This window comes from Chryseobacterium sp. CH25 (assembly GCF_004119455.1).
GTDB lineage: Bacteria > Bacteroidota > Bacteroidia > Flavobacteriales > Weeksellaceae > Chryseobacterium.
Genome location: NZ_NRQT01000003.1, coordinates 99,212 through 124,498, shown reverse-complemented (window position 1 = coordinate 124,498; position 25,287 = coordinate 99,212). Strand labels below are relative to the sequence as shown.

The 25,287-nt window shown below is 35.2% G+C and carries 22 protein-coding genes and 1 pseudogene; 14 read left to right on the top strand and 9 right to left on the bottom strand.

Features of this window, described 5'->3' with window-relative positions:
- Positions 1 to 14: 14 nt before the first annotated feature.
- Complete coding sequence (locus tag BOQ64_RS08765) at positions 15 to 839, bottom strand: LytTR family DNA-binding domain-containing protein (protein WP_164975782.1); 825 nt, start codon at positions 837 to 839, stop codon at positions 15 to 17.
- A gap of 87 nt (positions 840 to 926) precedes the next feature.
- A complete protein-coding gene (locus BOQ64_RS08760; RefSeq protein WP_129057749.1) occupies positions 927 to 1,979 on the bottom strand; it encodes a helix-turn-helix domain-containing protein in 1,053 nt (350 codons plus the stop codon).
- A gap of 450 nt (positions 1,980 to 2,429) precedes the next feature.
- Here BOQ64_RS08760 and BOQ64_RS08755 point away from each other — a divergent pair, with 450 nt between their 5' ends.
- Positions 2,430 to 3,185: a T9SS type A sorting domain-containing protein gene (locus tag BOQ64_RS08755; protein ID WP_129057748.1), complete on the top strand. Its 756-nt coding sequence runs from the start codon at positions 2,430 to 2,432 to the stop codon at positions 3,183 to 3,185.
- 46 nt (positions 3,186 to 3,231) lie between these two features.
- On the opposite strand, the gene BOQ64_RS08750 is transcribed toward BOQ64_RS08755, so the two are convergent.
- Together BOQ64_RS08750 and rmuC are read right to left on the bottom strand one after the other, a co-directional pair.
- The gene (locus BOQ64_RS08750) at positions 3,232 to 3,648 is read right to left on the bottom strand and encodes a hypothetical protein (protein ID WP_129057747.1); all 417 of its coding nucleotides are present in this window, start codon (positions 3,646 to 3,648) and stop codon (positions 3,232 to 3,234) included.
- A 12-nt stretch (positions 3,649 to 3,660) separates the two neighbouring features.
- A complete protein-coding gene (gene rmuC / locus BOQ64_RS08745) occupies positions 3,661 to 5,154 on the bottom strand; it encodes a DNA recombination protein RmuC (RefSeq protein WP_410494467.1) in 1,494 nt (497 codons plus the stop codon).
- 162 nt (positions 5,155 to 5,316) lie between these two features.
- Here rmuC and BOQ64_RS08740 point away from each other — a divergent pair, with 162 nt between their 5' ends.
- The 5 genes from BOQ64_RS08740 (at position 5,317) to BOQ64_RS08720 (ending at position 13,226) form a co-directional block, all read left to right on the top strand.
- Positions 5,317 to 5,991, top strand: a complete 675-nt coding sequence (locus BOQ64_RS08740; protein ID WP_129058070.1) for a response regulator transcription factor — start codon at positions 5,317 to 5,319, stop codon at positions 5,989 to 5,991.
- Position 5,992: 1 nt separating this feature from the next.
- Positions 5,993 to 7,354 carry a sensor histidine kinase gene (locus tag BOQ64_RS08735; protein WP_129057745.1) on the top strand — a complete coding sequence of 454 codons (1,362 nt, stop codon included), beginning with the start codon at positions 5,993 to 5,995 and terminating at the stop codon, positions 7,352 to 7,354.
- A gap of 332 nt (positions 7,355 to 7,686) precedes the next feature.
- Positions 7,687 to 8,970: a TolC family protein gene (locus BOQ64_RS08730; RefSeq protein WP_129059687.1), complete on the top strand. Its 1,284-nt coding sequence runs from the start codon at positions 7,687 to 7,689 to the stop codon at positions 8,968 to 8,970.
- 48 nt (positions 8,971 to 9,018) lie between these two features.
- Positions 9,019 to 10,128, top strand: coding sequence for an efflux RND transporter periplasmic adaptor subunit (locus BOQ64_RS08725; protein ID WP_228448277.1), 1,110 nt, complete (start codon positions 9,019 to 9,021; stop codon positions 10,126 to 10,128).
- The gene (locus tag BOQ64_RS08720) at positions 10,128 to 13,226 is read left to right on the top strand and encodes an efflux RND transporter permease subunit (RefSeq protein ID WP_129057742.1); all 3,099 of its coding nucleotides are present in this window, start codon (positions 10,128 to 10,130) and stop codon (positions 13,224 to 13,226) included. The genes BOQ64_RS08725 and BOQ64_RS08720 overlap by 1 nt, the downstream gene beginning before the upstream one ends.
- 66 nt (positions 13,227 to 13,292) lie before the next feature.
- Here BOQ64_RS08720 and BOQ64_RS08715 read toward each other — a convergent pair whose 3' ends face one another.
- Positions 13,293 to 14,048 carry a DUF5995 family protein gene (locus tag BOQ64_RS08715; protein ID WP_129057741.1) on the bottom strand — a complete coding sequence of 252 codons (756 nt, stop codon included), beginning with the start codon at positions 14,046 to 14,048 and terminating at the stop codon, positions 13,293 to 13,295.
- Positions 14,049 to 14,188: 140 nt separating this feature from the next.
- On the opposite strand from BOQ64_RS08715, the gene BOQ64_RS08710 reads away from it, so the two are divergent.
- Positions 14,189 to 15,589 carry an MAC/perforin domain-containing protein gene (locus tag BOQ64_RS08710; protein WP_129059686.1) on the top strand — a complete coding sequence of 467 codons (1,401 nt, stop codon included), beginning with the start codon at positions 14,189 to 14,191 and terminating at the stop codon, positions 15,587 to 15,589.
- A 51-nt stretch (positions 15,590 to 15,640) separates the two neighbouring features.
- On the opposite strand, the gene BOQ64_RS08705 is transcribed toward BOQ64_RS08710, so the two are convergent.
- Entirely contained in the window at positions 15,641 to 15,868 is a 228-nt protein-coding gene (locus tag BOQ64_RS08705; protein WP_129057738.1) for a hypothetical protein, read from the bottom strand.
- Between the two features lie 258 nt (positions 15,869 to 16,126).
- On the opposite strand from BOQ64_RS08705, the gene BOQ64_RS23070 reads away from it, so the two are divergent.
- Positions 16,127 to 16,294 (top strand): bacteriocin-like protein, encoded by a 168-nt coding sequence (locus BOQ64_RS23070; RefSeq protein ID WP_164975781.1) that lies wholly within the window; start codon positions 16,127 to 16,129, stop codon positions 16,292 to 16,294.
- Between the two features lie 39 nt (positions 16,295 to 16,333).
- Here BOQ64_RS23070 and BOQ64_RS08700 read toward each other — a convergent pair whose 3' ends face one another.
- From BOQ64_RS08700 to BOQ64_RS08690, 3 genes and pseudogenes are all read right to left on the bottom strand, one after another.
- Positions 16,334 to 16,804 carry a YciI family protein gene (locus BOQ64_RS08700; RefSeq protein ID WP_129057737.1) on the bottom strand — a complete coding sequence of 157 codons (471 nt, stop codon included), beginning with the start codon at positions 16,802 to 16,804 and terminating at the stop codon, positions 16,334 to 16,336.
- A gap of 126 nt (positions 16,805 to 16,930) precedes the next feature.
- Entirely contained in the window at positions 16,931 to 18,109 is a 1,179-nt protein-coding gene (gene pncB, locus BOQ64_RS08695) for a nicotinate phosphoribosyltransferase (protein ID WP_129057736.1), read from the bottom strand.
- Between the two features lie 94 nt (positions 18,110 to 18,203).
- A pseudogene (locus BOQ64_RS08690) lies at positions 18,204 to 18,679 on the bottom strand (Dps family protein).
- A 283-nt stretch (positions 18,680 to 18,962) separates the two neighbouring features.
- Here BOQ64_RS08690 and BOQ64_RS08685 point away from each other — a divergent pair.
- The 6 genes from BOQ64_RS08685 (at position 18,963) to rpsJ (ending at position 25,145) form a co-directional block, all read left to right on the top strand.
- The gene (locus BOQ64_RS08685) at positions 18,963 to 20,483 is read left to right on the top strand and encodes a hypothetical protein (RefSeq protein WP_129057734.1); all 1,521 of its coding nucleotides are present in this window, start codon (positions 18,963 to 18,965) and stop codon (positions 20,481 to 20,483) included.
- Positions 20,484 to 20,635: 152 nt separating this feature from the next.
- Entirely contained in the window at positions 20,636 to 21,604 is a 969-nt protein-coding gene (locus tag BOQ64_RS08680) for an alkaline phosphatase family protein (protein WP_129057733.1), read from the top strand.
- 181 nt (positions 21,605 to 21,785) lie between these two features.
- Positions 21,786 to 22,199, top strand: coding sequence for a 30S ribosomal protein S12 (rpsL, locus tag BOQ64_RS08675; RefSeq protein ID WP_002983146.1), 414 nt, complete (start codon positions 21,786 to 21,788; stop codon positions 22,197 to 22,199).
- Between the two features lie 23 nt (positions 22,200 to 22,222).
- The gene (rpsG, locus tag BOQ64_RS08670; RefSeq protein WP_034677991.1) at positions 22,223 to 22,699 is read left to right on the top strand and encodes a 30S ribosomal protein S7; all 477 of its coding nucleotides are present in this window, start codon (positions 22,223 to 22,225) and stop codon (positions 22,697 to 22,699) included.
- Positions 22,700 to 22,705: 6 nt separating this feature from the next.
- On the top strand, positions 22,706 to 24,823 hold the full coding sequence (gene fusA, locus BOQ64_RS08665) for an elongation factor G (protein WP_129057732.1): 2,118 nt from the start codon (positions 22,706 to 22,708) through the stop codon (positions 24,821 to 24,823).
- Positions 24,824 to 24,839: 16 nt separating this feature from the next.
- A complete protein-coding gene (gene rpsJ, locus BOQ64_RS08660) occupies positions 24,840 to 25,145 on the top strand; it encodes a 30S ribosomal protein S10 (protein ID WP_002661363.1) in 306 nt (101 codons plus the stop codon).
- Positions 25,146 to 25,287 lie beyond the last annotated feature (142 nt).

The following is a 25,287-nucleotide window of genomic DNA, read 5'->3' as shown; positions in this document are numbered from 1 at the left end:
CCAATGACAACGTTTTATTTTTTAAACTGCTGTAACCGAGGGATAATAACAGAGATGAAACTTCTGGAAACCGGTATGTCAAAATCCATTTCTGGAAGAATCAATTTGTAGCCTTGAGCATTGCCTTTCAGGTTCTTTACTTTGTCAAGATTGACAATGTAGGAGCGGTGACATCTTTGGATGTTATGGGTTTCTATTTGTATCAATAAATTAGACAGGCTTATTCTGAATAATTGCTTGTTTATTCTATTGTTGTCTAAATAATAGAGTGTACAATAGTTTTCCATAGACTGAACACAGAGGAAATTATCTTCAGTAACTGAAAACTCTGTATTGTTTATTTGAATTTTAAAAACAATCCTGGTTGAGCTTATAGGGTTTTGATTGAGCTGTGAATCAATAGTCCGCGGAACATTCTCATGAGTTTTCTTCAGATAGATATATCTTGACAAAACGTATATAGCAGAAATAGGAATGCCTACAGCTAATGAATACAGAAACATATAACCATAATTTTCAAAACTAAGTGCTACATGGCTGATGAATAATGAATTATAGAAATAGGAAAAAACAGATCCCAGAAGTAAGATGATCAATATTTTTAAAAGTTCAGATCCTGTATTCCAGGTTTTGAAACGGAAAGTACAAAGATCCGAAACGAAAAAAGAAGCTCCAAAGATAATAGTGTAAGGAAAAAGAATGAGGTATTTGTAAGGATGATGGAAGTTTTCCGTACCAAAAGGTTGGAAAATAATCAGAAAAAGATATACTGTAATCCCCGCTCCAAAGGAAGAGATCAAAATTTCTGCAAATGATTCCGACCTGGGGTAAGAATTCAATTTTAATGAAGGTAGATATTTCATCTCACTGTACCTGAAGATTTTTATATCAGCTTTTGTAAAATTATATAAAAGTGATTGATTATGCTAGGGCTCAGCAAGTATTTTTTGGTCGGTAAGCAGCTGGTTGGCAATATATTCACTGGGGGTAATGCCCTCAAGCTGTTTAAATACCCTGTTGAAGGTTGCCTGACTTGTGAAACCAGCTCCTGTGTAAATGTACATTAAGGTAACCTTCGTTAAATCTGATTTTTTAATGAGATCTTTTACATGTTTAATTCTTAGTGAATTGAGGTATTGGTTGAAATTTTTGTATCCTTTATAATCTATAGCTCTGGACAGGTAGTTTATATTGGTTTTTAATTCTGAACATAAACCAGAAATTTTAATAGAAGGATTCGTGAAGTAGTTATTGTGTTTCATATACTTATCCAACTCAAAAAACAGGATTTCTAACTTACGATGATCTATGATTAAGTCATTTTTGTTTTTATCAGATAATTCTATCAGATAATGTGGCTCTTTTGAAAGAAAATTCGGTTTGTACAGATGCTTTTCTTTCATTTTGATTTTAATAGTGTATTTAAGAGCTTTCGTTTCTAAGTTGCTGATTTTTATTTTGTAATATATAAATAAACACACTAGAGAAAAGTTAGCCAGTATCGTTGCAGCATTGGTAGGACGGAGAAATTTTTTGTCATAATCATAAAAATGATGGTTAAAATATTTAGCATATATCATAATGAGCAGCATCAATATCATGGTGTAAAACATATAATACACAACCATCTTTCTTTTTAAAAAAACATAGGCACATACTGGCATGGGAAACAACCAGATAAATCCTACAAGAGAATCATCAATAAAGTTTAAGATAATAACAGAAATATATAGAGAACTGAAATGAAGATAGGCATTCACAATCCTGGATATATTAAAATTTCTTCGGATCAGTATATATGAATAAATATAAAAGACTAATGCACCTGCGAAATAATAGAGCGGAAAAGTGTTTTTTAACCAAAACAGGTAGATGTAAATAGAAACAGCGTGGAAGATAGCCAGGATAACTAAATAAAATTCAATAAGCTGTTTTTTTAATGAATGTATTCTGTTGTTGTAATATTGAGTAATTCTCATCGCAGCAGGCCTTCAGCTTTTATTCATTATTTAGAGTAAGCAAATATAGCCTCTAAATTTTTTTTATACAATGTAAATATTCGATTTAAATTATTGTTGAAACTATTTTTAAAATCCTCTAAAAAATCCTCATTAATCATATTTATAAAATGATTATGTTAAATAATTGTTATTCAGTGTGGTGCGTCTGTTTCAATCATTTTTTCAATATGACTTTACTCTCAGTTTTATGATTTTGTATAAAATTTAATTTTGCAAAAAGATTAATGATAGAGCGGGTTTGTAGATAATAACTCGTAAAAACTGAATTGATTCTAATAAGCACATTGATGATTTTAAGAAGAGCAATATTATGGTATTGCTCCAGCTAAATAAAAACAGAATGATGAAAAAAAATAATTAAAAACTAATAGCCTTTTATTATCAAAAAAACTTTTAAAAAAAGAATTTATGAAGAAATTTTTCTATGTTGTAATGATTAACCTGCTATTTGGGCTTTCGCTATCTAAAGCACAGACCGTAAAGGTGAGTAATAGCGGAACGGGGCAACCTGCTGTTTATACATTTGAATATGTAACATCCGGGGCTATTGGAACGGGTACTGTAACACCTAATGTGTTTTACTTTTCATTACCAGCAGGATTTCCGGCAATTTCTCCTGTTGTATCAGGGGGAAAGAATTTACAGTCCTATGTTACTTTTAAAGTAAATGGAGTATCCTATCCATGTTCTGCTTCATTTGGAACAGTAGGTGGAAGCTGGAGTAATGGTGTACAGCTATCCGTAAGTGGAGCAACTAGTGGTGTTGTCATTCCTGCCGGAGCCCAGATTCAGGTTGTCATTTCTGGAATGATCAAGAATCCTACAAATTCCGGAACATATACAATACAATGGAGAACAGCTGAAGGAAGTGGGCAGGTTACCCAGAATTTCAGTAGCAATATTAGTTTTTCTGGAACATTGGCAACTCAGGAAGTGAAAATTAAACAAAATGAACTTTCTGTATATCCGAATCCTGCTGTTGATTTTATTCAGGTTGCAGGTTTAGGTAAGACTCAAAAATATACGGTCTATAATTCAGTAGGAAACTATATCACTGAAGGAAAAATTTCAGAAGGTGAAAAAATTAATACTCATCATTTTGTTTCAGGTGTCTATTTTCTGAAACTTGAAAACGGAAATTCCGTTCAATTCATCAGAAAATAAAATTGATGCGGCAATCTGAAATAAAGGTTGCCGCATTTTTTTAGCATTAATGTTGATTCTGAATTTGATCCGGTGTTTTTATTAAAATGATATTTCCCAATAATAAAGTAAAGCAGCTTGCTATCCAAAGAAAATACCCCGGACCATATCCTGTTATGGGAAATTGATGTCCTGCTTCATTCACGGTAATTTCATCCACAGATAAATAGCAGAAAGTAAGGCCAAAGGCAATAAGGCTAATGACTGCTGATATTTTTACCTGTTTTAATAATAGAAAAAATGCTCCAATAAATAGTAGTGGGTTAGCCATCCATGCTATTCCGCCGCCTTTCATTTCTGCCCAGCCTAACAGAGCGCAGGCTAGTCCGCTCATTTCATGCCCCTTTGCATATACTGCTGTGAAAGGAAGTGATGCAAGATAAAGAATAAGACATATTAATAGGATGAGATTTGATTTTTTCATGGTGTTTAGGTTTTATTCTATCAGATTACCGTTGTCAATAAGGCTCTGAGGAAGATCCTTTTTATTTTTAATCCCCAATGATTTCAGTTTCTGAGTCTGGATCACCAGGTTATCATTACCTGTGTAAAGTTGTTTGTAGGCATCATTATAAACGTTTTTAGCAAGATCGAGATTGCGCCCTACTTTTTCAAGGTTATCCACAAAACCTACAAACTTATCATATAATCTGGCTCCTCTATCTGCAATTTCCAGAGCATTTTTGTTCTGGTATTCACGTTTCCAGAGGTCGGCAATCAGTTTTAAAGAAGTGATAAGATTACTTGGATTCAAAAGTAAAATTCTCCTTTCGTAGGCATAGTTCCAAAGATTTTGATCTGCCTGCATAGCAGCAATATAAGCCGGTTCACTAGGGATGAACATCATTACAAAATCTAATGATTTTCCATAGTCATCATACGCTTTCTGGCTAAGCTGCATAATGTGATTTTTGATGGAACTTAAATGTTGATTAAGTTTCATGTTATACACATCCTGATCTGTTTCATCCACTAATTCTGTGAAAGCAGTAAGAGAAACTTTAGAGTCGATAATCACATTTCTTTCATCGGGATATTTTACAACGGCATCCGGTCGCATTTTTTTACCGGAAAACTCAGAAAATAGGGCTTTGTTGTCTTCATCACGAAGTTCATGTTCTAGAAAATATTCTCTTCCTTTTACCAGTCCTGATTTTTCAAGAATGCTTTCAAGAATCATTTCTCCCCAGTTACCCTGGGTTTTGCTTTCCCCCTTCAATGCTCGCGTTAACTTTTTGGCATCTTCGGAAATCTGCTGGTTCAGTTCGGCAAGTTCCTTTACTTTTTCAGCAAGAGAAAACCGTTCTTTATTTTCCTTCTCATAAGCTTCATTCACTCTGTTTTTTAAATCAGTGATTTTTTCCTGAAAAGGTTCAAGGATATTTTTTAAGTTATTTTGATTTAAAGCAGTAAACTTCTCTGTTTTCTCTTCTAATATTTTTGTAGCCAGATTTTCAAATTGCAGTTTGGATTCTTCCTGTATTTTGGTGATTTCATCCTTTTGGGTATCCAGTAATTTTTGAAGATTTTCATTCTGGGCAGAAAGCTCTGCATTTTTAGCAAAGAAATCCTGTTTCTCAGCAATCAGAGTTTCTATCTGGAAATCCTGTTTTAATGTTAATTGCTTTTGTTCCTGGAACTGGCTGTTCAGTGAAGAATGCTGTGCAGAGAGTTTGGCAAATTCATTTTTAAGATCGTTCAGAAGATCCTGTTGTTGTATATTGAGTTCTTTTTCCTTATTGAGATTCTGGTTCAGTTCCTGATTTTTTGTATTTGAATTTTCAAGGTCAGATTTGTTTTTAATATGTAAGAAATTTAACTCATCAAAAGTACTTCTTGAAACCATAGATGATTTCAAGGCAAAATATAAAATAATGGCTCCTAAGGCTCCACCCACAATACATCCAATAATTAAATAGGTCATCTCCATTCTTCAAAATTAGGAAAAAAGGCTGGAAGTTAATACTTGGTGATGAATTTCCGAATGGGGTTTCAAATTCTCTCTTTATACCTTGAAAAATCTTTGCTTCCTTCTCCCGGCTTCCTCTCTTCAGCCAGAATCCCTATATTTATGGGAAATTTAAGAAATAGTATGAATATCTTATTGGTAGAAGACGATCAGAGAATTAGCAGCTTCCTGTTGAAAGGACTTTCTGAAGCCGGGTATACGATGACGCTTGCAGACTCGGGTGAAAAAGCCAGAGAAATTATTCATACCTATGATTTTGATATTATATTGATGGATATTATGCTTCCGGGATTAGATGGAATGCAGCTTACACAGATCATCCGATTTAAAGGAAATTATACTCCGATCTTAGTTTTAAGTGCATTGAACAGTCCGGATGATAAAATTAAAATGCTGGATCTTGGGGCAGATGATTATTTATCTAAGCCATTTCATTTTGAAGAACTGATTTCAAGGATCAAAGCCTTAACAAGACGAAATAAACTGAGTTATAAAAAAGAAGATAATCATCTTTCATGTGGGAATATTATGATTGATACGGATCTTCATAAGGTTACCCAAAACGATAAAGAGATTGAATTTTCTCCTACAGAATATAAACTTTTTACTTTCCTGATGGAGAATAAAAATAAAGTACTGAGCAGAACCCAGATTTTACATAACGTTTGGGGAATAGATTTTGACAGTTCAACCAATGTAGTGGATGTGTACATTTCCTACGTTCGCAACAAGATTGATGAATCTGAACAGAAAATTATTCATACCGTTAAAGGAACAGGATATTTAATTAAAGATTAGCATGACGCTTAGAAACAGGTTTACCCTTATTTCAAGCCTTTCGTTTGGCATTGTTTCTATCATCACATCTGCGGTGATATTTTTTGCCTATTATGACAGTACAAAGATCTTTTATTTCGAAAAGCTCAGGAATACCGCCCTGATTTCTGCTATTTATTATCTTGAAAAAGACGAATTACCGAAAGACAGACACGCTCAGATTAAGCAGGAATATAAACATCTTATTCAGAATAATCAGGTAGCAGTTTATAACCGGAACAATGAAGTGACATTTGGACAAAATCTGAATGATACAAATATTAAATTTTCTCACTTACAGGCTGCCAGAAATAATAAGGGAACTCAGTTCATGGCTGGTAATCAATTCTATTATGGGATTTTCTATCCGGATAATCAGGGAGACTTTGTGGTTTTTGTAAAATCTCCGAATGATTCTTTTCAGTCGCAGATCTGGAGACTTGCCATTATTATGCTTTCTGTTTTGATTATTGGATTGTTGGCTATTTATTTCTTAAGCCGGTATCTATCAAAGGTAGTATATAAACCTATCTCTAATGTGGTGGAACGAATTAATAAGGTAGATTATAATAATATTTCTACTGCCATTACTTCCACCAATACCAATGATGAAATAGAAGATCTAATTAAGTCTTATAATAAACTGTTGGGGAGAATCTCTGAAAATGTTTTGTTGCAGCAGAATTTCATCAACTATGTTTCTCATGAATTTAAAACTCCGTTAGCGGCTATTTCAGGGAATCTGGAAGTATTTGCTCAAAAAGACAGAACACCTGAAGAGTACAAAAAAGTAGCTAAAGAATCTCTGGATAATGTTTATGAGATTGAAAATATTCTAAATAATCTTCTTTTAATGTCCGGAATGACAAAGCTGGAGTCTTCTCACAAACAGGTAAGAGTGGATGAATTGATTTGGAAGATTTATGAAAAACTTGATGCTAAAGCCAAAGAAAATAATTCGGCTATCAAGATCCAGCTTCAGGTTACTAAACCTTCTCTTTTAGAATTCCCGGGTAATGAAACGCTTTTATATCTCGCATTATACAATATTGTAGAAAATGCTATTAAATATTCTTATGGACAGCCTGTTGAGATCATCTTATTGGAAAAGAATAATCAATTGAATATTGAAGTGAAAGATCAGGGTAAAGGAATTCCGGCAGATGATCTTGTTAAAATTACTGATACATTCTACAGAGGAAAAAATGTGGATGGGATTAAAGGAAGTGGTATTGGGTTATCTTTATCCAGAAGTATTTTTGATCATCACCATATTTCCATGGAAATTGATTCTCAAGTAGATGTAGGCACGAATGTTCTGCTTGTTTTTCCTTCTCATTTTTAAAACTATAGTGCATATTTCCAGGTTTTGGCTAAAGCCAATGGAATTCTTATTTATATGTAAACGGACTAAAGTCCGTTTCTATTGATTGTATTTCCCACAGATTACACAGGTTTACACAGATGTTTGTGGATAATTCTTGCAGAAATAATAGTGTTATTTGTGAAATACATTAGTGTAATTCGTGTTAAAAAAATCTGCGTAATCTCCATGATCTGCGAGAATTAAAAATAAATCCCAACCTATTCTAATCAAACTCTAATGTTGGCCTAACTGAATTTTAATTTCATTCGAAATTGGCTCTAATATTAGGAGAATAGCTTTGTGGTCTTAAAATAAGAGACCTTGAAGAAGATTTTTTTACACTATTTTATATTCATTGTTTTAGTTTCTTTTCTGCGCAGGCTTCGGATACTCTGAAGATCAGCAGAAAGGAGGCTGAAACTATTTTTCTTGCCAATAACCTTGATATTATTGCCCAGAAATTAGAGATTTCCCAGGCAGAAGCCAGAGCACTTCAGGCTAAGTACTGGCCTAATCCTACATTAAGTATCAGTGAAGTTAACCTATGGAGAACTTATGATATTGAAGAGCAGCCAGCGCTTATCGGAAACTGGGGAAAGAATACCCAGATCTCTGCTGAAATAGAACAGGTAATTCAGACTGCAGGAAAGAGAAGGAAAAACATTGAATTACAAAAAATTGAAGTAGAAGGTGAAAAATACGAACTACAGGAAGTATTGCGTGAACTTAAAAAGACCTTAAGAAATTCAGTTACGGAGATTCTGTATAATCAGGAACAGCAAAAGATTTATCAGGGTCAGATTGCTTCTATTGAAAAATTAACGAAATCATATAATAATCAATTAAATCTTGGGAATATCAGTAAGGCTGAATATATCCGTCTGAAAGCACAGGAAATTGAATTCAAGAAAAAGCTTGTGTCATTGAAGCAGGAAATTGAAGACCAACAGGCAGAACTGAAAGCTTTACTGATGATTCCATCCCATTCTTATCTTGTGATTTCAGATTCATTTACCATGCCGGAAAAACAGCTTTCAGAAATTGAACTCACTCAATGGGTGGAAAAAGCAAAAGAAAACCGTCCGGATATCCTGATTGCTAAAAATAAAGAGAAGCATGCAGCTAAGAATCTTGAAATTCAGAATGCAATGAAAACTCCGGATGTAGCTGTTTCCATTGGTTATGATCGTGGTGGAAATATCATGAAAGATTTTATCGGATTAGGACTTTCTGTAGACCTTCCCATCTTCGACAGAAATAAAGGAAACATTCAGGAAGCTCAACTTGAAATTCAAAAAAGTAAAAATGAAACCCGTAAAAATCAGCTGAAGTCGGAAAATGAAATTGTTGCTGTTTTCAAAAACTATATCCGTACCCAACAGGTCTCTGAAGAAATTGATGATACCTATGAATCTACATTAGACGGTTTGCTGGTAAGTCATGAAAAGAATTTCAGACTCAGAAACATCAGTATGCTTGAATATATGGATTTCCTGGATACCTACATTGGCAATAAAATGATCATACTCGATACCAAAAAAGAGCTTAATCAATACTATGAAAACCTGCAATATGTTGTTGGACAAGATTTATAAACGATCATTAAGCATGACCTTAAAAAATACGAACATCTACTTATGAAAATGAACACTACTAAATATATCTCTGTATTATCTCTGTCTGCCCTGGTTCTATTTACAGGTTGTAAAGAAGAGAAACCAACTAACGATGCTGAAAAAAAGTATTGCATCAGTCAGGAGCTTAAAAAAGATATTAAGCTTGCCAAGGTAGAAATGCTTCCCATTGAAGAAAGTATCACCCTTACCGGAGAAGTGGAAAGCAACTCTGATAAAACGGTTCCTTTTGTAAGTCTTGTGGATGGAGTAGTTACCGATACTTATTTTTCCCTTGGAGATTATGTAAAAAAAGGACAGATTCTGGCTTCTGTAAAAAGTACGGCAGTTAATGAAATGCAGGATGACACCCAGACATTACAGGCTCAACTTGCCGTGGCTAAAAGAAAGCTTGTCTCTGTAGAAGCAATGTATAAAGATGATATTGCCTCTCAGAAAGATCTTCAGGAAGCAAGAGCTGAAGTAACCATTCTTCAGTCTAATATTTCTAAAACGCAAAAGAATATGCAGCTGTATTCTGCTGGTGGAAGTACACTACAGATTAAAGCGCCTGCAGATGGTTATGTGATCAATAAGAATATTTCTAAAGGAATGCCTGTAACTGCCGGTGGTGACCAGCTTTTTACCATTTCCAATCTGGATAAAGTTTGGGTGATGGCTAATGTATATGCTACCAACATGAGACACGTATACGTAGATCAGCCGGTTGTTGTAAAGACTTTAGCTTACCCAGATGACAGTTTTTCAGGAAAGATTAACAATATTTCTCAGGTTTTTAATGAAAATGAAAGAGTATTAAAAGCTAAGATCATTATGGATAACAACGGAATGAAGCTAAGACCCGGAATGTCAGCAGATGTTGTTTTACCTGTTAATGCTCAAAACAAAAGTGCGTTGGCTATTCCTGCAAAAGCTTTGATCTTCGATAATAATCAGAGTTATGTAGTGGTATATAAAAAAGACTGTGAATTGGAAATAAGACCTGTTACGGAAATAGCATCTAACAGTCAATATATATATGTAGAAGGAAATTTAAAACAAGGTGAAAATGTAATTGCTTCCAATGGACTGTTGATTTATGAGAACCTGAAAAACCAATTAAACACCTCTAAGAAGTAATGCGAAAATTTGTTCAGAATATAGTTTCCTTCTCTTTAAAAAACTCACTGATTGTTCTTTTAGGAACTTTCATGTTATTGCTTGGAGGAATCTATTCTTATATACACACTCCCATTGAAGCTTTTCCGGACGTTACCAATACAAGAGTAAGAGTCATTACCCAATGGCCTGGAAGAAGTGCCGAAGAAATAGAGAAATTTGTAACACTACCTATTTCCAAGGAGATGAATGCCATTCCGAATAAAACTTCGGTAAGGTCTATTTCCCTGTTTGGATTATCAGTGGTTACTGTGATTTTTGATGACCATGTCAATGATTTTTATGCACAGCAGTATGCTTCCAACAAGCTTGGTAATGTAGATCTTCCTGCAGGAGCAGAATACAGTATTGAGCCACCGTCAGGAGCTACAGGTGAAATTTACCGCTATATCATTAAAAGTAAATTACCCATTAAAGAGGTTACAGCGATCCAGGATTGGCTTGTTGAAAGAGAATTACTGGCCGTTCCCGGAGTGGCGGATGTGGTAAGCTTTGGAGGTGAAGAAAAAACGTATGAAATAAAAATTAATCCTACAGAATTACACAATTACGACCTTTCCCCCCTGGATGTGTATGAAGCAGTTTCAAAGAGTAATATTAATGTAGGTGGAGATGTAGTGGCAAAAGGAGATCAGGCTTATGTAGTGCGGGGGATCGGTCTTTTGGAAAAGAAAGAGGATATTGAAAATATTCAGATTGAAGTAAAAGGTTCTACTCCTATTTTAGTAAAGCACGTTGCTGAAGTTAAAGTTTCTGCAAAACCGAGATTGGGACAGGTAGGATACAATAAAGAAAACGATGTAGTAGAAGGGATTGTCATTATGCTTCGTGGAGAAAATCCAAGTGAGGTAATTGCAAGACTGAAAGACAGAATAGAGCAGCTGAATGGCGGAGAATTACCGGGAGATGTTCAGATTGTTCCGATTATTGACCGTACAGAACTGGTGAATACAACCGTTCATACCGTTTCTAAAAACCTGATTGAAGGAGTTATCCTGGTTTCTATTATTGTATTTATTTTCCTTTACAATTGGAGAACTACATTTATCGTGGCATCAGTAATTCCGTTAGCTTTCCTTTTCGCGATTATTATGTTGAAAATTCAAGGGCTTCCGGCAAACCTGATTTCCATGGGAGCATTAGACTTTGGATTGCTATTGGAAGGAACACTCGTCATCGTGGAACATGTGTTTGTCGCCCTCGAATTAAAGGCCAAGAAGATTGGATTAAAGAGATTTAATAAGATTTCCAAACTTGGAATCATCAAGAAAAGTGCAGGAAGTGTGGCAAGCTATATTTTCTTTGCCTTATTGATTTTGATTGTAGCTCTGATGCCTATTTTCTCTTTCCAGAAAGTGGAAGGAAAAATGTTCTCTCCTTTAGCCTTTACACTAGGGTATGCACTGTTAGGTTCACTGATCTTAAGTTTAACCTATGTTCCGGCCATGTGTAAGCTTTTATTAACTAAGAATATTGAAGAAAAAGAAAACTTTATTTCAAGATTCTTCAGAGTGAACATCTATAGAATTTATGATTTCAGTGTTCGTCATAAAAAAGGGTTCATGATTGGTTTTGTGGCTTTACTGGCTTTATGTGGATGGAGGTTTTCAAATTATGGTTCAGAATTCTTACCAAAACTGAATGAAGGAGCCATCTATGTACGTGCCACACTACCAAATAGTGTCAATCTGGATGAATCTGTAAGGCTTACTAAAGAGATGAAAGAGATTCTCATGAAGTATGATGAAGTGAAATTCGTTATGACTCAAACCGGTCGTCCTAATGATGGAACAGACCCTACAGGTTTCTTTAATATTGAATTTAACATTCAGCTGAAACCGGAAAATGAATGGAAAAAGAAAATTTCCAAGGAAGAGCTTCTCGAACAAATGAGAGTTTCACTTGAAAAATATCCGGGAATCAATTTTGGGTTCAGTCAGCCGATTCAGGATAACGTAGAAGAATATGTAGCTGGAGTAAAAGCGCCATTGGTGATTAAAATATTCGGAAATGACTTATTCCAGCTTGAAAATTATGCCAATCAAGTTGCCAATTCCATCAGAACAGTTCCGGGAATTTCAGATGTGAATGTCTTTAAAAATATAGGACTTCCGGAACTCAGAATACAACTTCATGATTCCAAAATGGCAAAATATGGAGTTTCCACAGCAGACGCACAGGCTGTCATTGAAATGACAATTGGTGGTCAGGCTGCAACCAAGTTCTATGAAGAAGAAAGAATGTTTGATGTGATGCTCAGATTTGAAAAAGAATACCGTGATACTCCTGAAAAAATGGGGAATATTCTGATCCCAACTCAGGATAATAAGAAAGTGCCACTGAAGGAAATTGCAACTATTGATTACCACACCGGACCATCGTTTATTTATCGTGAAGGAAACAGCAGATATATTGGGGTAGGATTCAATATTGAAGGACGTGACCTTGGAAGTACTATTAAAGAAGCCAAGGAAAAAGTAGAAAAAGAAGTGAATCTTCCTAAAAACCATAAAATGACATGGGCTGGTGAATTTGAAAGTAAAGAAAGAGCAGCTAAGCAGTTGGCTATGGTGGTTCCTATTTCACTTGTGCTTATTCTTATGCTCCTGTACTTCAACTTTGGAAATGTAAAAGACACACTGATTTCTTCTATTACATTGGCTTTTGCTTTCATTGGAGGATTTTTATCCCTTTGGTTTACGGGAACCATCTTTGGAATCTCAGCAGGAATCGGTTTTATTATCCTTTTCGGGGTAGCTACTATTGATGGGATTGTTCTGATTGGAGTGATGAAAGAAAATCTTCAGAATAGGATGTCTCTTAAAGAATCCATTTCCGAAGGAGTAAAAAGCAGAATCCGTCCTGTAGTGATGATTGCCTTGATGGGATCCATGGGACTTCTTCCGGCGGCCATGTCTAATGGAATGGGTTCTGAAATTCAAAAACCTTTAGCCATTATGATTGTAGGTGGATTAATTATCTGTATGCTGCTGTCATTTACCATATTGCCAATTGTGTTCTATTATGCTTATCGTAAAAAGCATAAAGAAACAATGTAGTTTCTTTTTATTTGTTCATTATGAGGTCGGGATCCGTGAGGAAGATCCCGGCCTTTTTGTTTTAGTTTAAACTGTTTTTGTTGATTCCAGAATTTCAATATTCTTCACAATATCGTTGCTTTCACATTTCTTCAGTTCTTTAAGCAGAGCAGGAGTAAGTATTTTTGGATTCAAAATTTGTGTAGCCACTTTTGCTGCTGCATAATCTACGATGTTAATAACCTGCTCTCTTAAAAAATTAGGGGTATTGGAGGCAATCACCGCTGTTGCCCATGAAGTATCTCTGGCTTTGGAAATTGCAAAATCGAGGATCACATTATCTTTCCCGTTGGAAAGCTGGTCAATAAGTTGTACCGGATAACATATTTTGTTTAGCGAATCCTGTACTTTCTGATTAATGGAAGCAATCACATTATTAATATTCTCAAAATCTTTTTTTAACGGATTAATTTTCCTGTAAGGCATAATGGAAGCTGCGGAAATTCCCAGATCCAGATTGATGTGAGCATTCATACCCAGAAAAATATGTTGTAAGATCAGAAGATCTTTATTTTTAGTGGCTTCAAAGGCAATATACCAGGCATTAGTACACTTTTTACCATTACTGTAGTTTTCCCAGGCTTCCAGGTAGCGTTGTGCAAAAGCAATATCCAGCATTGTCATTCGGGGATTATCTTCAAATTTCTTTTGTTGAATTCCTTTTAAAACCTGGGCCGTCATAATGCGGTAAGTACAGGCGAAATATCCAGCCGGACTTTTGTTTTCTTTGCACCGGATGATGATTTCATCCAGTTTTTTCAGGACCTCTTCTATAGTTTTCATGATTTTTTTATTTAAAGATATTGATAAATAAGTGGTTAGTAAAATGATTTTGTTTTTTGCTTATTAATTCCCTAAAAGATGATTTATGTCATTTTGATTTTAGGCGTAATGAGCTAGTTTTACAGACTTAAAATTATAACATGAAAAAACTCAGTTTACTTTTTAGCAGTATTATTTTACTGTTTGCAACTTCCTGTTCTACGGAAGAACTTGAGAACTCTGCCTCAGTTGCAGATTTAAATAATGGATCAAGAAAAAACGCGGCAAAGTTTGCTGGTGATGGTGCTTATGATGTCTTGGGATATGGTTATAACGCAACAGGTGAATATGCCAATTCAAACTCTTCAGGATATCAGGTAATTGATATTGAAAAGTTCAAAAACGAACAGGCTGGGAGATTGATTACTGATAATGTATTTTCTCAGGAATTTATTGAAGAATATGGAGAACATGCAGAAGCTTATTCAAAAATGGTATCTACTAAAGTGGGTGCTACAGCTGGATTCTCTTTATTTAAAAAACTCATTTCAATTTCTTTTAGCTCTTCAGTGGTTAATAATAGCAGCAATAAATTTGATGCTAAATACATTTATGGGAGCTATAATTTATTAATTAAGCAAAGGAGATTTAGATTTAATGCTACTCCTGCTTTACTATCTGATTACTTGACTCCGGAGTTTACGAATGACTTACAGTCTAATAGTCCTCAGCAGATTGTAAACGATTATGGAACTCACGTTGCAATAGATATTTATACAGGTGCTAAGTTAGATGCTATGTTTCAGTCTGAAACCACTAATCAAAACCGTGAGAAAGCAGCCAGAGTTGGAGTTAAAGTTGGGGTAAAAAATATATTTGATGCTGATGTTGATAACAACGTAGAAACTTCAGAATCAAATAAAAACTATTCAAGAAAATTATCTTTCAGAACAAGAGGAGGAGATCCATCGAAGGGACTTGTGGGAGATTTAGACCTTGAGATAACGAATCCTAAGGTTAATATTACCAATTGGCAGAATAGCTCAACACCAGCTAATGCAGTACTGGTAGAATTTGGAAATAACGGTTTGATTCCTCTTTATGAATTTATTAAAGATCCAGTGAAAAAGGCTCAAATGAAAGCTTATATAGATCAGTATTTAATTGATAATCAGGTAAGATTAACATATACAAACAGTGCAAACCTTGTTAACGGTAATTTTGTTAGAAATCCGGTTACTAATCAGATCTTTTTTATGTTTGAAAACAAACTGAGATATATTCAAAGCTCTATGACTCTTGATGGTTTATTTAATATAGCTTCTGGTGAAATTGCAACGATTAGCCCAAGTAATTTGGCAACAGTAGAACGTGGGGCTGATTTAACACCAGATAATGATCTGAAGCAGGATGTCTATACTAATAAGATATATATGAGAGAAGGCAATGTTTTAAGATATATTCCAAATCTTGCTGTATATAATAAATATAGATTTAATAATAACGCGATTAGAAAAATATATGGCACAAGCGGTTATATAATAGGAAACGATATTCAATAAGTTTTTAATAATAAAAAGTGAGCCGAAAGCTCACTTTTTTTGTTGTCCAGATTATGGAGTGAAGATAATCGGGTCCGGAAATGGTTCAAGAATCAATGGTTTGCATCTTGCAGCGGGTTCACATCTTCCTCCCATACATATAAAATTAGTCATAGTGGTTGAGCCGTCAGGGCATCGGATCATGCCTTCGCCTGGGCAGCCTCCTGGACATTCTGGTAAATGTAAATCCCCTCCGAATACTTCTTTCTGCTCTGTTCTTGAAAGTTTAGATAAGTTCATTTTTTTCATGGAATTAATTTTTATTTTAATAATGGTTATAAAATGCTTACAATCAGTATTGTAAATTCATTTTGTTACAAGCTAAAATAATTAAATTATTTCATGTAAACAAGATATATTATTGTTGATATTGTTTATAAATGTTTGAAATGTAGTTTATTAAATAATTAATCGTATATTTATTTCCATTCAATGAGATATAAAAAGAGGAATCCGAAAATCTTAAAGAGTAGGAAATTAAAACTAAACCGAATAACTATGAAAAATTTAAAAAACTTAAACAGAAAAGAGCTGAAAACAGTTTTAGGAGGTGCAGCAACAGCTTGCGAAACACCTGTAGATGGAGGCTGTCCGGCCGGATATACATTCTGTAGTAACCCTTATTGTTGCTATCCGCCAAGAAAGCCATTTATCTGTTTCGATTAGTCATAAAAAATCCCTCAGCTGAGGGATTTTACTTTATTTTTAAGGATTTTCTTTTGAAATTTCATCATGATGCTTAAGATATAAAGGTAAGGCTGCAGAACCATACCAGGGGAAGATCTCATAACTGAAAACTCCAGCCTGAACTGCAGGATCTGTTTTCACCCATTGCTCAGCTTCTTCCTTAGATTTTGTATTGAAAATAAACATTCCGCGGTAATTTTCCTTATTCTTTTCCAAGAAAGGTCCGGCGACTACTATTTTTCCTTCATTGGCCAGTTTGCCGATGTTTTCCATGTGTCCTTTCATTAAAGAGCTCATTTTGGCTTTGTCTTCAATTTTTGCTGTACCGGTTGTAAGCATGACGATGGTGTAAGGCTTCATACCATATTGATCTGCACCTAAAGAAGTGGCAAGTTCCTGATTAAATTTGGGTTTATCAGTTTTCTTTTCCTGTGCAAAAGAGAATGCAGATATGAGGAGGGCTGTGATAAGTAATGTTATTGATTTCATATTGTTTTGTTTTGATAAATATAATAAAACCTTATAGATTTCTGAGAGCTGGATTTCAATGATGGAATGATACAAAAAAACCTCGGCGGGCGCGAGGTTATATGCAATTGTCCTGATGAGGTTACATCAATCTTTTATTCTTAAAAATTCTTTAGCCAGTTCAATCATCTTAGGATCACCGGTATATTTTCCATGCTCATCAGACAGTTTTACGGTTGGGATCCATTCCTTATTAGGAGCCTGAACTCCGATAAGCTTCATCACAATATTCATCGGCTTTAATCCTACATCATTGGTAAGGTTTGTTCCTATTCCAAAAGAGATTCCTATTTTTCCTCTGCAGTAGTTGGTGATTTCCTCTACCTTTTCAAGATTTAAAGCATCTGAGAAAATAATGTATTTAAACATTGGGTTAATACCATTTTTCTGATAATGGGCAATAGTTTTATCAGCAAACTCAAGGGCATCGCCACTGTCATGGCGCACACCATCAAAAAGTTTCGCAAATTTCTTATCAAACTGCTGGAAGAAGACATCTGTTGTATAAGTATCGGAAAGAGCAACTCCCAGATCACCTCTGTAAACATCTACCCAATGCTCCAAAGCTAGCTCATTCGCCATTTTGAAACCATATTCAGCAGCATGGAACATAAACCATTCATGGGCATGAGTTCCAATTGGTTTTACTCCATATTTCATAGCAAAATGTACATTGGAACTTCCAATAAAGGTAGAGTCCTTTTTCTGTGTTAAAGCTTCCATTACCAGGTTTTGTACCTTATAAGAATGTCTTCTTCTGGTTCCGAACTCAGCAAATGTTACCCCAAGTCGGCCCAAAGAATCCGCTTTCTCAATAGTTTTGCTCATCACCACTTCATTAGAATCTCTCTCCATATGGTTCATCTCATAATGAAGTTCACTGATTAATGCCAATAAAGGAACTTCCCAAAGAATTGTTCTGTACCAAAGACCTTCAACAATTACAGAAAGATCTCCGCCTTCCTGACGGATTTTTACCTCAGACGGATCATAATGGTACCCTTCCAGGAAATCCAGATAAGGAAGATCAATATAAGGACAGGTTCTTGCCATGAATTTCTTTTCATCCTTGGTAAGCTTAAGCTCTGCCATTTTATTCACGGCTTCTCTTAAAGCCACATCAAAACCTTCCGGAAAATGATGCTTTCCTCTGTTGATGAATTCATATTTAACAATAGAGCCAGGGAAAAGTTTTACCACGGCATTCTGCATGGTTATTTTATAGAAATCGTTATCCAGTATAGAGTTTAGTCTTACGTCATTCATAATATGTGTAATTTTAACGCAAATATAAAAATTAAAAATAAAATCGCCTAAATGTAAGGCGATTTTTTTGAAATATTTTGATGATCTTATCGGTTTATTTCCCCAAATAGGAATTATACATCCAAACTTCTTTCTCCTGTTCGGTAATATAATCGCTCATTTGAGAGTTGGTACCTTCATCACCAGCCTGATCTGTAATGTCTAAAAGTTCTCTCTGAAGATCAATCACCACTTTGAATGAGCTTAGAATCTGTTCAACACTTTTAGTGCCGTCAGTTACTTCTTTGCTTTCTTTGATGGTAGCTACTTTTAAATAATCAGAGTAGTTGTGTGCAGGAGTGGCCCCCAGGGTCAGGATTCTTTCTGCAATTTCATCAATTTTTAAAACTAAGCTATTGTAAAGTTCTTCAAACTTCGGGTGAAGGGTAAAGAACTGATCTCCTTTGATATTCCAGTGAGAACCTCTTGTGTTCTGATAAAATACAGAATAGTTGGCTAAAAGTACATTTAATTTTTCTGCTATTTTTTGCAGTCGGCTTCTTTAAGGCCTATAATACTTGCGTTTTTCATAAGTTTATCTTTTATATATCTCAAAGTTACGAAATATCATGCCGAATAGCCCGGGATATCAATAGATGATAACTATAAGAAAATTTTTTAAAATAGTTTGGAAGTATTAATATTGCAAATGATGAAGGCTCTATCGGTAATTAAGAAGGGGAGTGGTGAAATCATAGGCTGACTTTTATCAGTCATCTATCATATTATATTTAATTTTAAGATGGGAATAGTCCGAAATATAGGTTTGCGCAGTTTTTTACTGTCCGGTATCTTTTTTTTCTCAGTTTGTCTGTTGTATTACATCAGTTCTATTCTGAAAACAGACGGGCACTACGTCTATCTCCTGGATGATGCTTACATTCATCTTGCAATGGCAAAGAATTTTGCGCTGTATGAAGTATGGGGAATGACGAAGTATCAGTTTTCCTCTACGTCTTCATCTCCATTATTTACTTATATATTAAGTGTATTGATTAAAGTTTTTGGAAACAATGATCAGATTCCATTATACTTCAATACTCTTTTTAGCATCGGAATTCTTTATGTTTTCTCTAAATATTATGCTGAAATTTTTAAAGAAGTTAAGAAAACAATTATAGCCACACTTTTTACGGCCTTCTTTATTGTACTCCCTTTGAATATTCTTTCAGGGATGGAACATGTTTTTCAGGTATTCCTGTTTGCGGTTAATATCCTTTGCTTTTCCCGTTATAAACATAGCAAGCGTGCCATATTGGGCTTTTACTTTACCTTGCTTTTAATGGGGTTAATCCGTTTTGAAAGTATGTTTTACTTTGTAATTCTAGCTTTTATGTTAAGTATTCTTAGAAGATGGAAAGAAGGATTATTGGTGCTATTGTTGGGATTCATTCCAATTATCACATTTTGTGCTTTTAATTATCAGCAGGACGGTTATTTTTTTCCCAATTCTGTTGTGGTAAAAGGAACAAAATTAAGTTTTGATGTCAATATGACAAGCCAGCTGAAGGTTATTTTACTGGATAATCTTTTGCTGAATATCAGTTTTTATAAAATAGGAATCTTTCCTCTTTTGCTATGTGCCGTGTTTATCTACAGGGATTTTAGAGTGAAAACACTTAAAGAAATATTGAGAGATCATTTTTTATTAATTGTATTCTCTCTGCTGATGATCTGCCACTCTATGTTTGCAGATTTAAAAGGACATTTAAGGTATGAAGCCTATATCCTTACAGGTTTTTCTATGGTATTGATCCCAAAATGTAAAGAATTGTTCTTCAGTTTCAGAAGTTATATAAGGAAAGAAAAACTAGTGAGTCTGTTGATTGCAGCGAATGTTTTCCTGATGATCTACAAATGTTGGGTTGCTCATCCTATTATGAACAATGGCGGGAAGAATATTTATGAACAGCAGGTACAGTCTGCCAAGTTTCTGCATCAGTTTTATAATACATCCAAAGTAGTTGCTAATGACATTGGAGCAGTTTGTTATTATACAGACATTCATTTATTAGATATCGCAGGTCTTGGGTCTGTAGAAACAATTCATTTTAATGAAAATAAAAAAGGATTTGATCAAAGCTTTGGGAACTTTCTCAGTAAATATTGCATAGATCATCAATACGATATTGCAGTTGTGTATGAAGGTTGGTTACAGGGATATGTTCCTTCTTACTGGAAAAAAGCAGCTACTTTAAAAATTGAAGATAAGATAACAGTGGCAAGAACAGAAGTTTCCATATACTCTATAAACACTAAGAATTTGGAAGAACTGAAGCAAAATATCAGAAAATTTAAATGGAATAAAAATGTTATTGTTACAATAATAGAATAAATACGAATCTAAACTTCTTTTCAGATTTTTTTATTTCTCTCATGGTTGATTTTCGTCTTAATTTCTTAAGGAATAGATAACAATTAGTTAATGAATCCGGAGATTGTGTTTTCTAGCTTTGCACTCGAAATCTAATATAAAGTAAAAAAGCAATGAAGAAGTTTTTCCTGTATTCTATGCTGTCATTATTCATGTTCTCATGCAGTAGCAATGATACAGATGCACAAACACTCACACCAACTCAGCCTACGAAACCGGAGGCTAAATACCAAACTAAAAATGTAGTTCTTCTCGTTGTGGATGGACCCCGTATTTCTGAAACCTGGGAAGCCGCCAGTAAAGAGAATATTCCTAACAGGGTAAGTTTATTGAACCAGGGTGTATTTATCAGTAATTTTAAAAACAACGGAACAACAAATACAAACCCGGGACATAGTGCCATGTGCTCAGGAGTGTATGAAAATATTAAAAATAATGGTACTGAATTACCAGGTTTTCCATCCGTAATGCAGCAGTGGCTGAAATTCACAGGAGCAGATAAAACTAAAGCATGGGTTATTGCCTCTAAAGATAAACTTGAAGTTTTAAACGATTGTAAGCTGGCAGACTGGAAAGGAAAATACCAGCCAAGTGTAGATTGTGGTGTAAGCGGAAACGGATCGGGATACCGTGATGATCTGGTAACGATGACAAAGACTAAAGAGGTTATGGCAAAATACAGTCCGAATGTTATGGTCATCAACCTTAAAGATGTAGATTCTTATGGTCATGCCAATAAATGGGATGAATACATCAAAGCCATTAAGACTACAGATGCTTCTATTAAAGAAATCTGGGATTATATCCAGTCGCTGCCAGCTTATAAAGATAAAACCACTCTTATTGTTTCTAACGACCACGGAAGACATATAGATGCTAAAGGAGGCTTTGCAGAACATGGAGACGATTGTGCAGGATGCAGACACATTGAGTTTTTTGCTATGGGCCCGGATTTTAAAAAGAATGCAACCATCAGCACAGGAAATTATGAGCAGATCGATATCGCAAGTACAATGGCAGAACTTTTAGGAGTTCCTGCACAATATATGAAAGGAAAAATAATAAAGGATGCCTTTAAATAAAATTTTGATTTTTTGATGTTAACCTCCATTACTTAAAACAATTCAATAACATAAAAGTAGTGGAGGTTTTCGGTAGTTTTGGAAATAAATGAAGAAAAAATCTTGCAAAATAAAATTACATAACTGCTTGTCAATTAAAAAAATATTATTATTTTTGCACCCTAAAATAAAAAGCAATTAAATGCCTACTATTCAACAATTAGTAAGAAAAGGAAGAGCCACGCTTGCCAAGAAGAGCAAATCGGCTGCCCTTGATTCTTGTCCACAAAGACGTGGAGTATGTACGAGAGTATATACTACTACACCTAAGAAACCTAACTCTGCACTTAGAAAAGTAGCAAGGGTAAGACTTTCAAACGGTAAAGAAGTTAACGCCTATATCCCGGGCGAAGGACATAATCTTCAAGAGCACTCGATAGTATTGGTTAGAGGCGGAAGGGTGAAAGACCTACCGGGAGTACGTTACCACATCGTAAGAGGTGCATTAGACACAGCTGGTGTAAATGGAAGAACTCAGAGAAGATCTAAGTACGGAGCTAAGAGACCTAAACCAGGACAAGCTGCTGCAGCTCCTGCAAAAGGAAAGAAAAAATAATCATTAAATAAGGTACAAAAGCAATGAGAAAGACAAAAGCGAAAAAAAGACCGTTGTTACCAGATCCGAAATTTAATGATCAATTGGTAACGAGATTCGTAAACAACTTAATGCTAGACGGTAAGAAGTCTATCGCATTCAAAATTTTCTATGATGCATTAGATATCGTAGAAACTAAAAAAGGAGAAACTGAGAAAACAGCCCTTGAAATCTGGAAAGATGCATTAACAAACGTTATGCCTCACGTAGAAGTACGTTCTAGAAGAGTAGGTGGAGCTAACTTCCAGATCCCTATGCCAATCAGAGCTGATAGAAAAATTTCTATGGCAATGAAATGGTTAATTAGCTACTCTAAAAAGAGAAATGATAAGTCTATGGCTTTGAAATTAGCTAATGAAGTTGTAGCTGCTTCAAGAGAAGAAGGTGCTGCTTTCAAAAAGAAATCTGATACTCACAAAATGGCGGAAGCTAACAAAGCTTTCTCACACTTTAAATTCTAATCTGAAATGGGTAGAGATCTTAAATTTACAAGAAACATTGGTATTGCTGCTCACATTGATGCGGGTAAGACTACCACTACTGAAAGGATTTTATTCTATACAGGAGTAAACCACAAAATTGGAGAGGTTCACGATGGTGCTTCTACAATGGACTGGATGGAGCAGGAAGCAGAAAGAGGTATTACTATTACTTCTGCTGCAACTACTTGTTCTTGGAACTTTCCAACAGACCAAGGAAAGCCTCTTGCAGATACTAAGCCTTACCACTTCAACATCATTGATACACCGGGACACGTTGACTTCACTGTAGAAGTAAACAGATCTTTAAGAGTATTAGATGGATTGGTATTCTTATTCTCAGCAGTAGATGGAGTAGAGCCTCAGTCTGAAACAAACTGGAGACTTGCTGACAACTACAAAGTTGCTAGAATGGGATTCGTAAACAAAATGGACAGACAAGGTGCTGACTTCCTTAACGTGGTAAACCAGGTTAAAGACATGTTAGGATCTAACGCAGTTCCAATCGTTTTACCAATCGGTGCTGAAGAAGATTTCAAAGGAGTTGTAGACTTAATTAAAAATAGAGCGATCATCTGGGATGAAGCTGGACAAGGTGCTACTTTCGAGGTAGTTCCAATTCCTGAAGACATGAAAGATGAAGTTCTTGAATACAGAGAGAAATTAGTAGAAGCTGTTTCTGAATATGACGAAACTTTGATGGAGAAATTCTTCGAAGATCCGGATTCAATTACAGAAGAAGAAATCAATGCTGCATTGAGAGCTGCTACTATCGATTTATCTATTATCCCAATGACTTGTGGTTCTTCATTCAAGAACAAAGGAGTACAGTTTATGTTGGATGCAGTATGTAAATACTTGCCTTCTCCATTGGATAAAGATGATATCAAAGGTACTGACCCAAGAACAGACGCTGAAATTACAAGAAAGCCATCTGTAGATGAGCCTTTCTCTGCTCTAGCATTTAAGATTGCTACTGACCCATTCGTGGGAAGATTAGCATTCTTCAGAGCATACTCTGGAAGACTAGATGCTGGTTCTTATATCTTGAACACTCGTTCAGGAGATAAAGAAAGAATCTCTAGAATCTATCAGATGCACGCTAACAAGCAAAACCCAGTAGAATATATTGAAGCTGGTGATATTGGTGCTGCTGTAGGATTCAAGTCTATCAAAACTGGTGATACAATGTGTGACGAGAAAAACCCAATCGTTCTTGAATCGATGGTTTTCCCTGATCCAGTAATTGGTATCGCTGTTGAGCCTAAAACTAAAGCTGACCAAGATAAAATGGGTAACGCTCTAGCTAAATTGGCTGAAGAAGATCCAACGTTTACTGTTAGAACTGACGAGGCTTCTGGACAAACGATCATCTCTGGTATGGGTGAGCTTCACTTAGATATCATTGTAGACCGTATGAAGAGAGAGTTCAAAGTTGAAGTAAACCAAGGACAACCTCAGGTAGAGTACAAAGAAAACTTAACAAGAGTTGCCAACCACAGAGAGGTTTACAAAAAGCAATCTGGAGGTAAAGGTAAATTTGCTGACATTGTATTTGAACTAGGACCTGCAGACGAAGGTAAAGTTGGTTTAGAATTCATCAATGAGATCAAAGGTGGTAACGTTCCTAGAGAATTTGTTCCTGCAATTGAAAAAGGATTTAAAGCTGCAATGAAGAACGGTCCATTGGCTGGTTTCGAAGTTGAAGGTATTAAAGTTACTCTTAAAGATGGATCTTTCCACGCGGTGGATTCTGACGCTCTTTCTTTCGAAATGGCTGCTAAGTTAGGATTTAAAGAAGCTGGTAAAGCTGCTAAACCAGTAATTATGGAGCCTATTATGAAACTGGAAGTTGTAACTCCAGAAGAATATATGGGTAACATCATTGGTGACCTTAACAAGAGAAGAGGTACTATCAGTGGTCAGGAAGAAAAGAACGGTGCTGTTGTAATCAAAGGTTCAGTTCCACTTTCTGAAATGTTTGGATATGTTACTACTCTAAGAACACTTTCATCAGGAAGAGCTACTTCTTCTATGGAATTAGAGAAGTACCAAGCTACTCCACAAAACGTTGCTGAAGATATCATAGCTAAAGCAAAAGGTTAATTTTTAAATTAAAGAAATGTCACAAAGAATCAGAATAAAACTAAAATCTTACGATTACAACTTGGTAGACAAGTCTGCTGAGAAAATCGTAAAAACGGTAAAGGCTACTGGTGCTGTTGTAAACGGTCCAATTCCATTGCCAACGAATAAGAGAATCTTCACAGTGTTGAGATCTCCGCACGTAAACAAAAAAGCAAGAGAGCAGTTCCAATTATCAGCTCACAAGAGACTAATGGATATCTACTCTTCTTCTTCTAAAACTGTTGATGCTCTAATGAAATTAGAACTTCCTTCAGGTGTAGACGTTGAAATTAAAGTGTGATAACTGCATACTTTGCAATGATTATACAAATCCGTTCCTTTTTAGGGACGGATTTTTTATTCCCATTAATCGCTTTTTACAATAGGATACAGGCCATTTAAATCAAATTCATGCTAGAATAAATTTGATTTTTTTTGCTTTT

What these genes read in the sequence shown, in the direction of transcription:
- BOQ64_RS08680 (WP_129057733.1), top strand. Translation starts at nt 20,636, where the DNA reads ATGAAGAAGTTTTTCCTGTATTCTATGCTGTCATTATTCATGTTCTCA.
- BOQ64_RS08705 (WP_129057738.1), bottom strand. Translation starts at nt 15,868, where the DNA reads ATGAACTTATCTAAACTTTCAAGAACAGAGCAGAAAGAAGTATTCGGA.
- BOQ64_RS08725 (WP_228448277.1), top strand. Translation starts at nt 9,019, where the DNA reads ATGAACACTACTAAATATATCTCTGTATTATCTCTGTCTGCCCTGGTT.
- BOQ64_RS08755 (WP_129057748.1), top strand. Translation starts at nt 2,430, where the DNA reads ATGAAGAAATTTTTCTATGTTGTAATGATTAACCTGCTATTTGGGCTT.
- BOQ64_RS08720 (WP_129057742.1), top strand. Translation starts at nt 10,128, where the DNA reads ATGCGAAAATTTGTTCAGAATATAGTTTCCTTCTCTTTAAAAAACTCA.
- BOQ64_RS08750 (WP_129057747.1), bottom strand. Translation starts at nt 3,648, where the DNA reads ATGAAAAAATCAAATCTCATCCTATTAATATGTCTTATTCTTTATCTT.
- rpsG (WP_034677991.1), top strand. Translation starts at nt 22,223, where the DNA reads ATGAGAAAGACAAAAGCGAAAAAAAGACCGTTGTTACCAGATCCGAAA.
- pncB (WP_129057736.1), bottom strand. Translation starts at nt 18,109, where the DNA reads ATGAATGACGTAAGACTAAACTCTATACTGGATAACGATTTCTATAAA.
- BOQ64_RS08760 (WP_129057749.1), bottom strand. Translation starts at nt 1,979, where the DNA reads ATGAGAATTACTCAATATTACAACAACAGAATACATTCATTAAAAAAA.
- rmuC (WP_410494467.1), bottom strand. Translation starts at nt 5,154, where the DNA reads ATGGAGATGACCTATTTAATTATTGGATGTATTGTGGGTGGAGCCTTA.
- fusA (WP_129057732.1), top strand. Translation starts at nt 22,706, where the DNA reads ATGGGTAGAGATCTTAAATTTACAAGAAACATTGGTATTGCTGCTCAC.
- BOQ64_RS08700 (WP_129057737.1), bottom strand. Translation starts at nt 16,804, where the DNA reads ATGAAATCAATAACATTACTTATCACAGCCCTCCTCATATCTGCATTC.
- BOQ64_RS08740 (WP_129058070.1), top strand. Translation starts at nt 5,317, where the DNA reads ATGAATATCTTATTGGTAGAAGACGATCAGAGAATTAGCAGCTTCCTG.
- BOQ64_RS08710 (WP_129059686.1), top strand. Translation starts at nt 14,189, where the DNA reads ATGAAAAAACTCAGTTTACTTTTTAGCAGTATTATTTTACTGTTTGCA.
- rpsL (WP_002983146.1), top strand. Translation starts at nt 21,786, where the DNA reads ATGCCTACTATTCAACAATTAGTAAGAAAAGGAAGAGCCACGCTTGCC.
- BOQ64_RS08735 (WP_129057745.1), top strand. Translation starts at nt 5,993, where the DNA reads ATGACGCTTAGAAACAGGTTTACCCTTATTTCAAGCCTTTCGTTTGGC.
- rpsJ (WP_002661363.1), top strand. Translation starts at nt 24,840, where the DNA reads ATGTCACAAAGAATCAGAATAAAACTAAAATCTTACGATTACAACTTG.
- BOQ64_RS08715 (WP_129057741.1), bottom strand. Translation starts at nt 14,048, where the DNA reads ATGAAAACTATAGAAGAGGTCCTGAAAAAACTGGATGAAATCATCATC.
- BOQ64_RS23070 (WP_164975781.1), top strand. Translation starts at nt 16,127, where the DNA reads ATGAAAAATTTAAAAAACTTAAACAGAAAAGAGCTGAAAACAGTTTTA.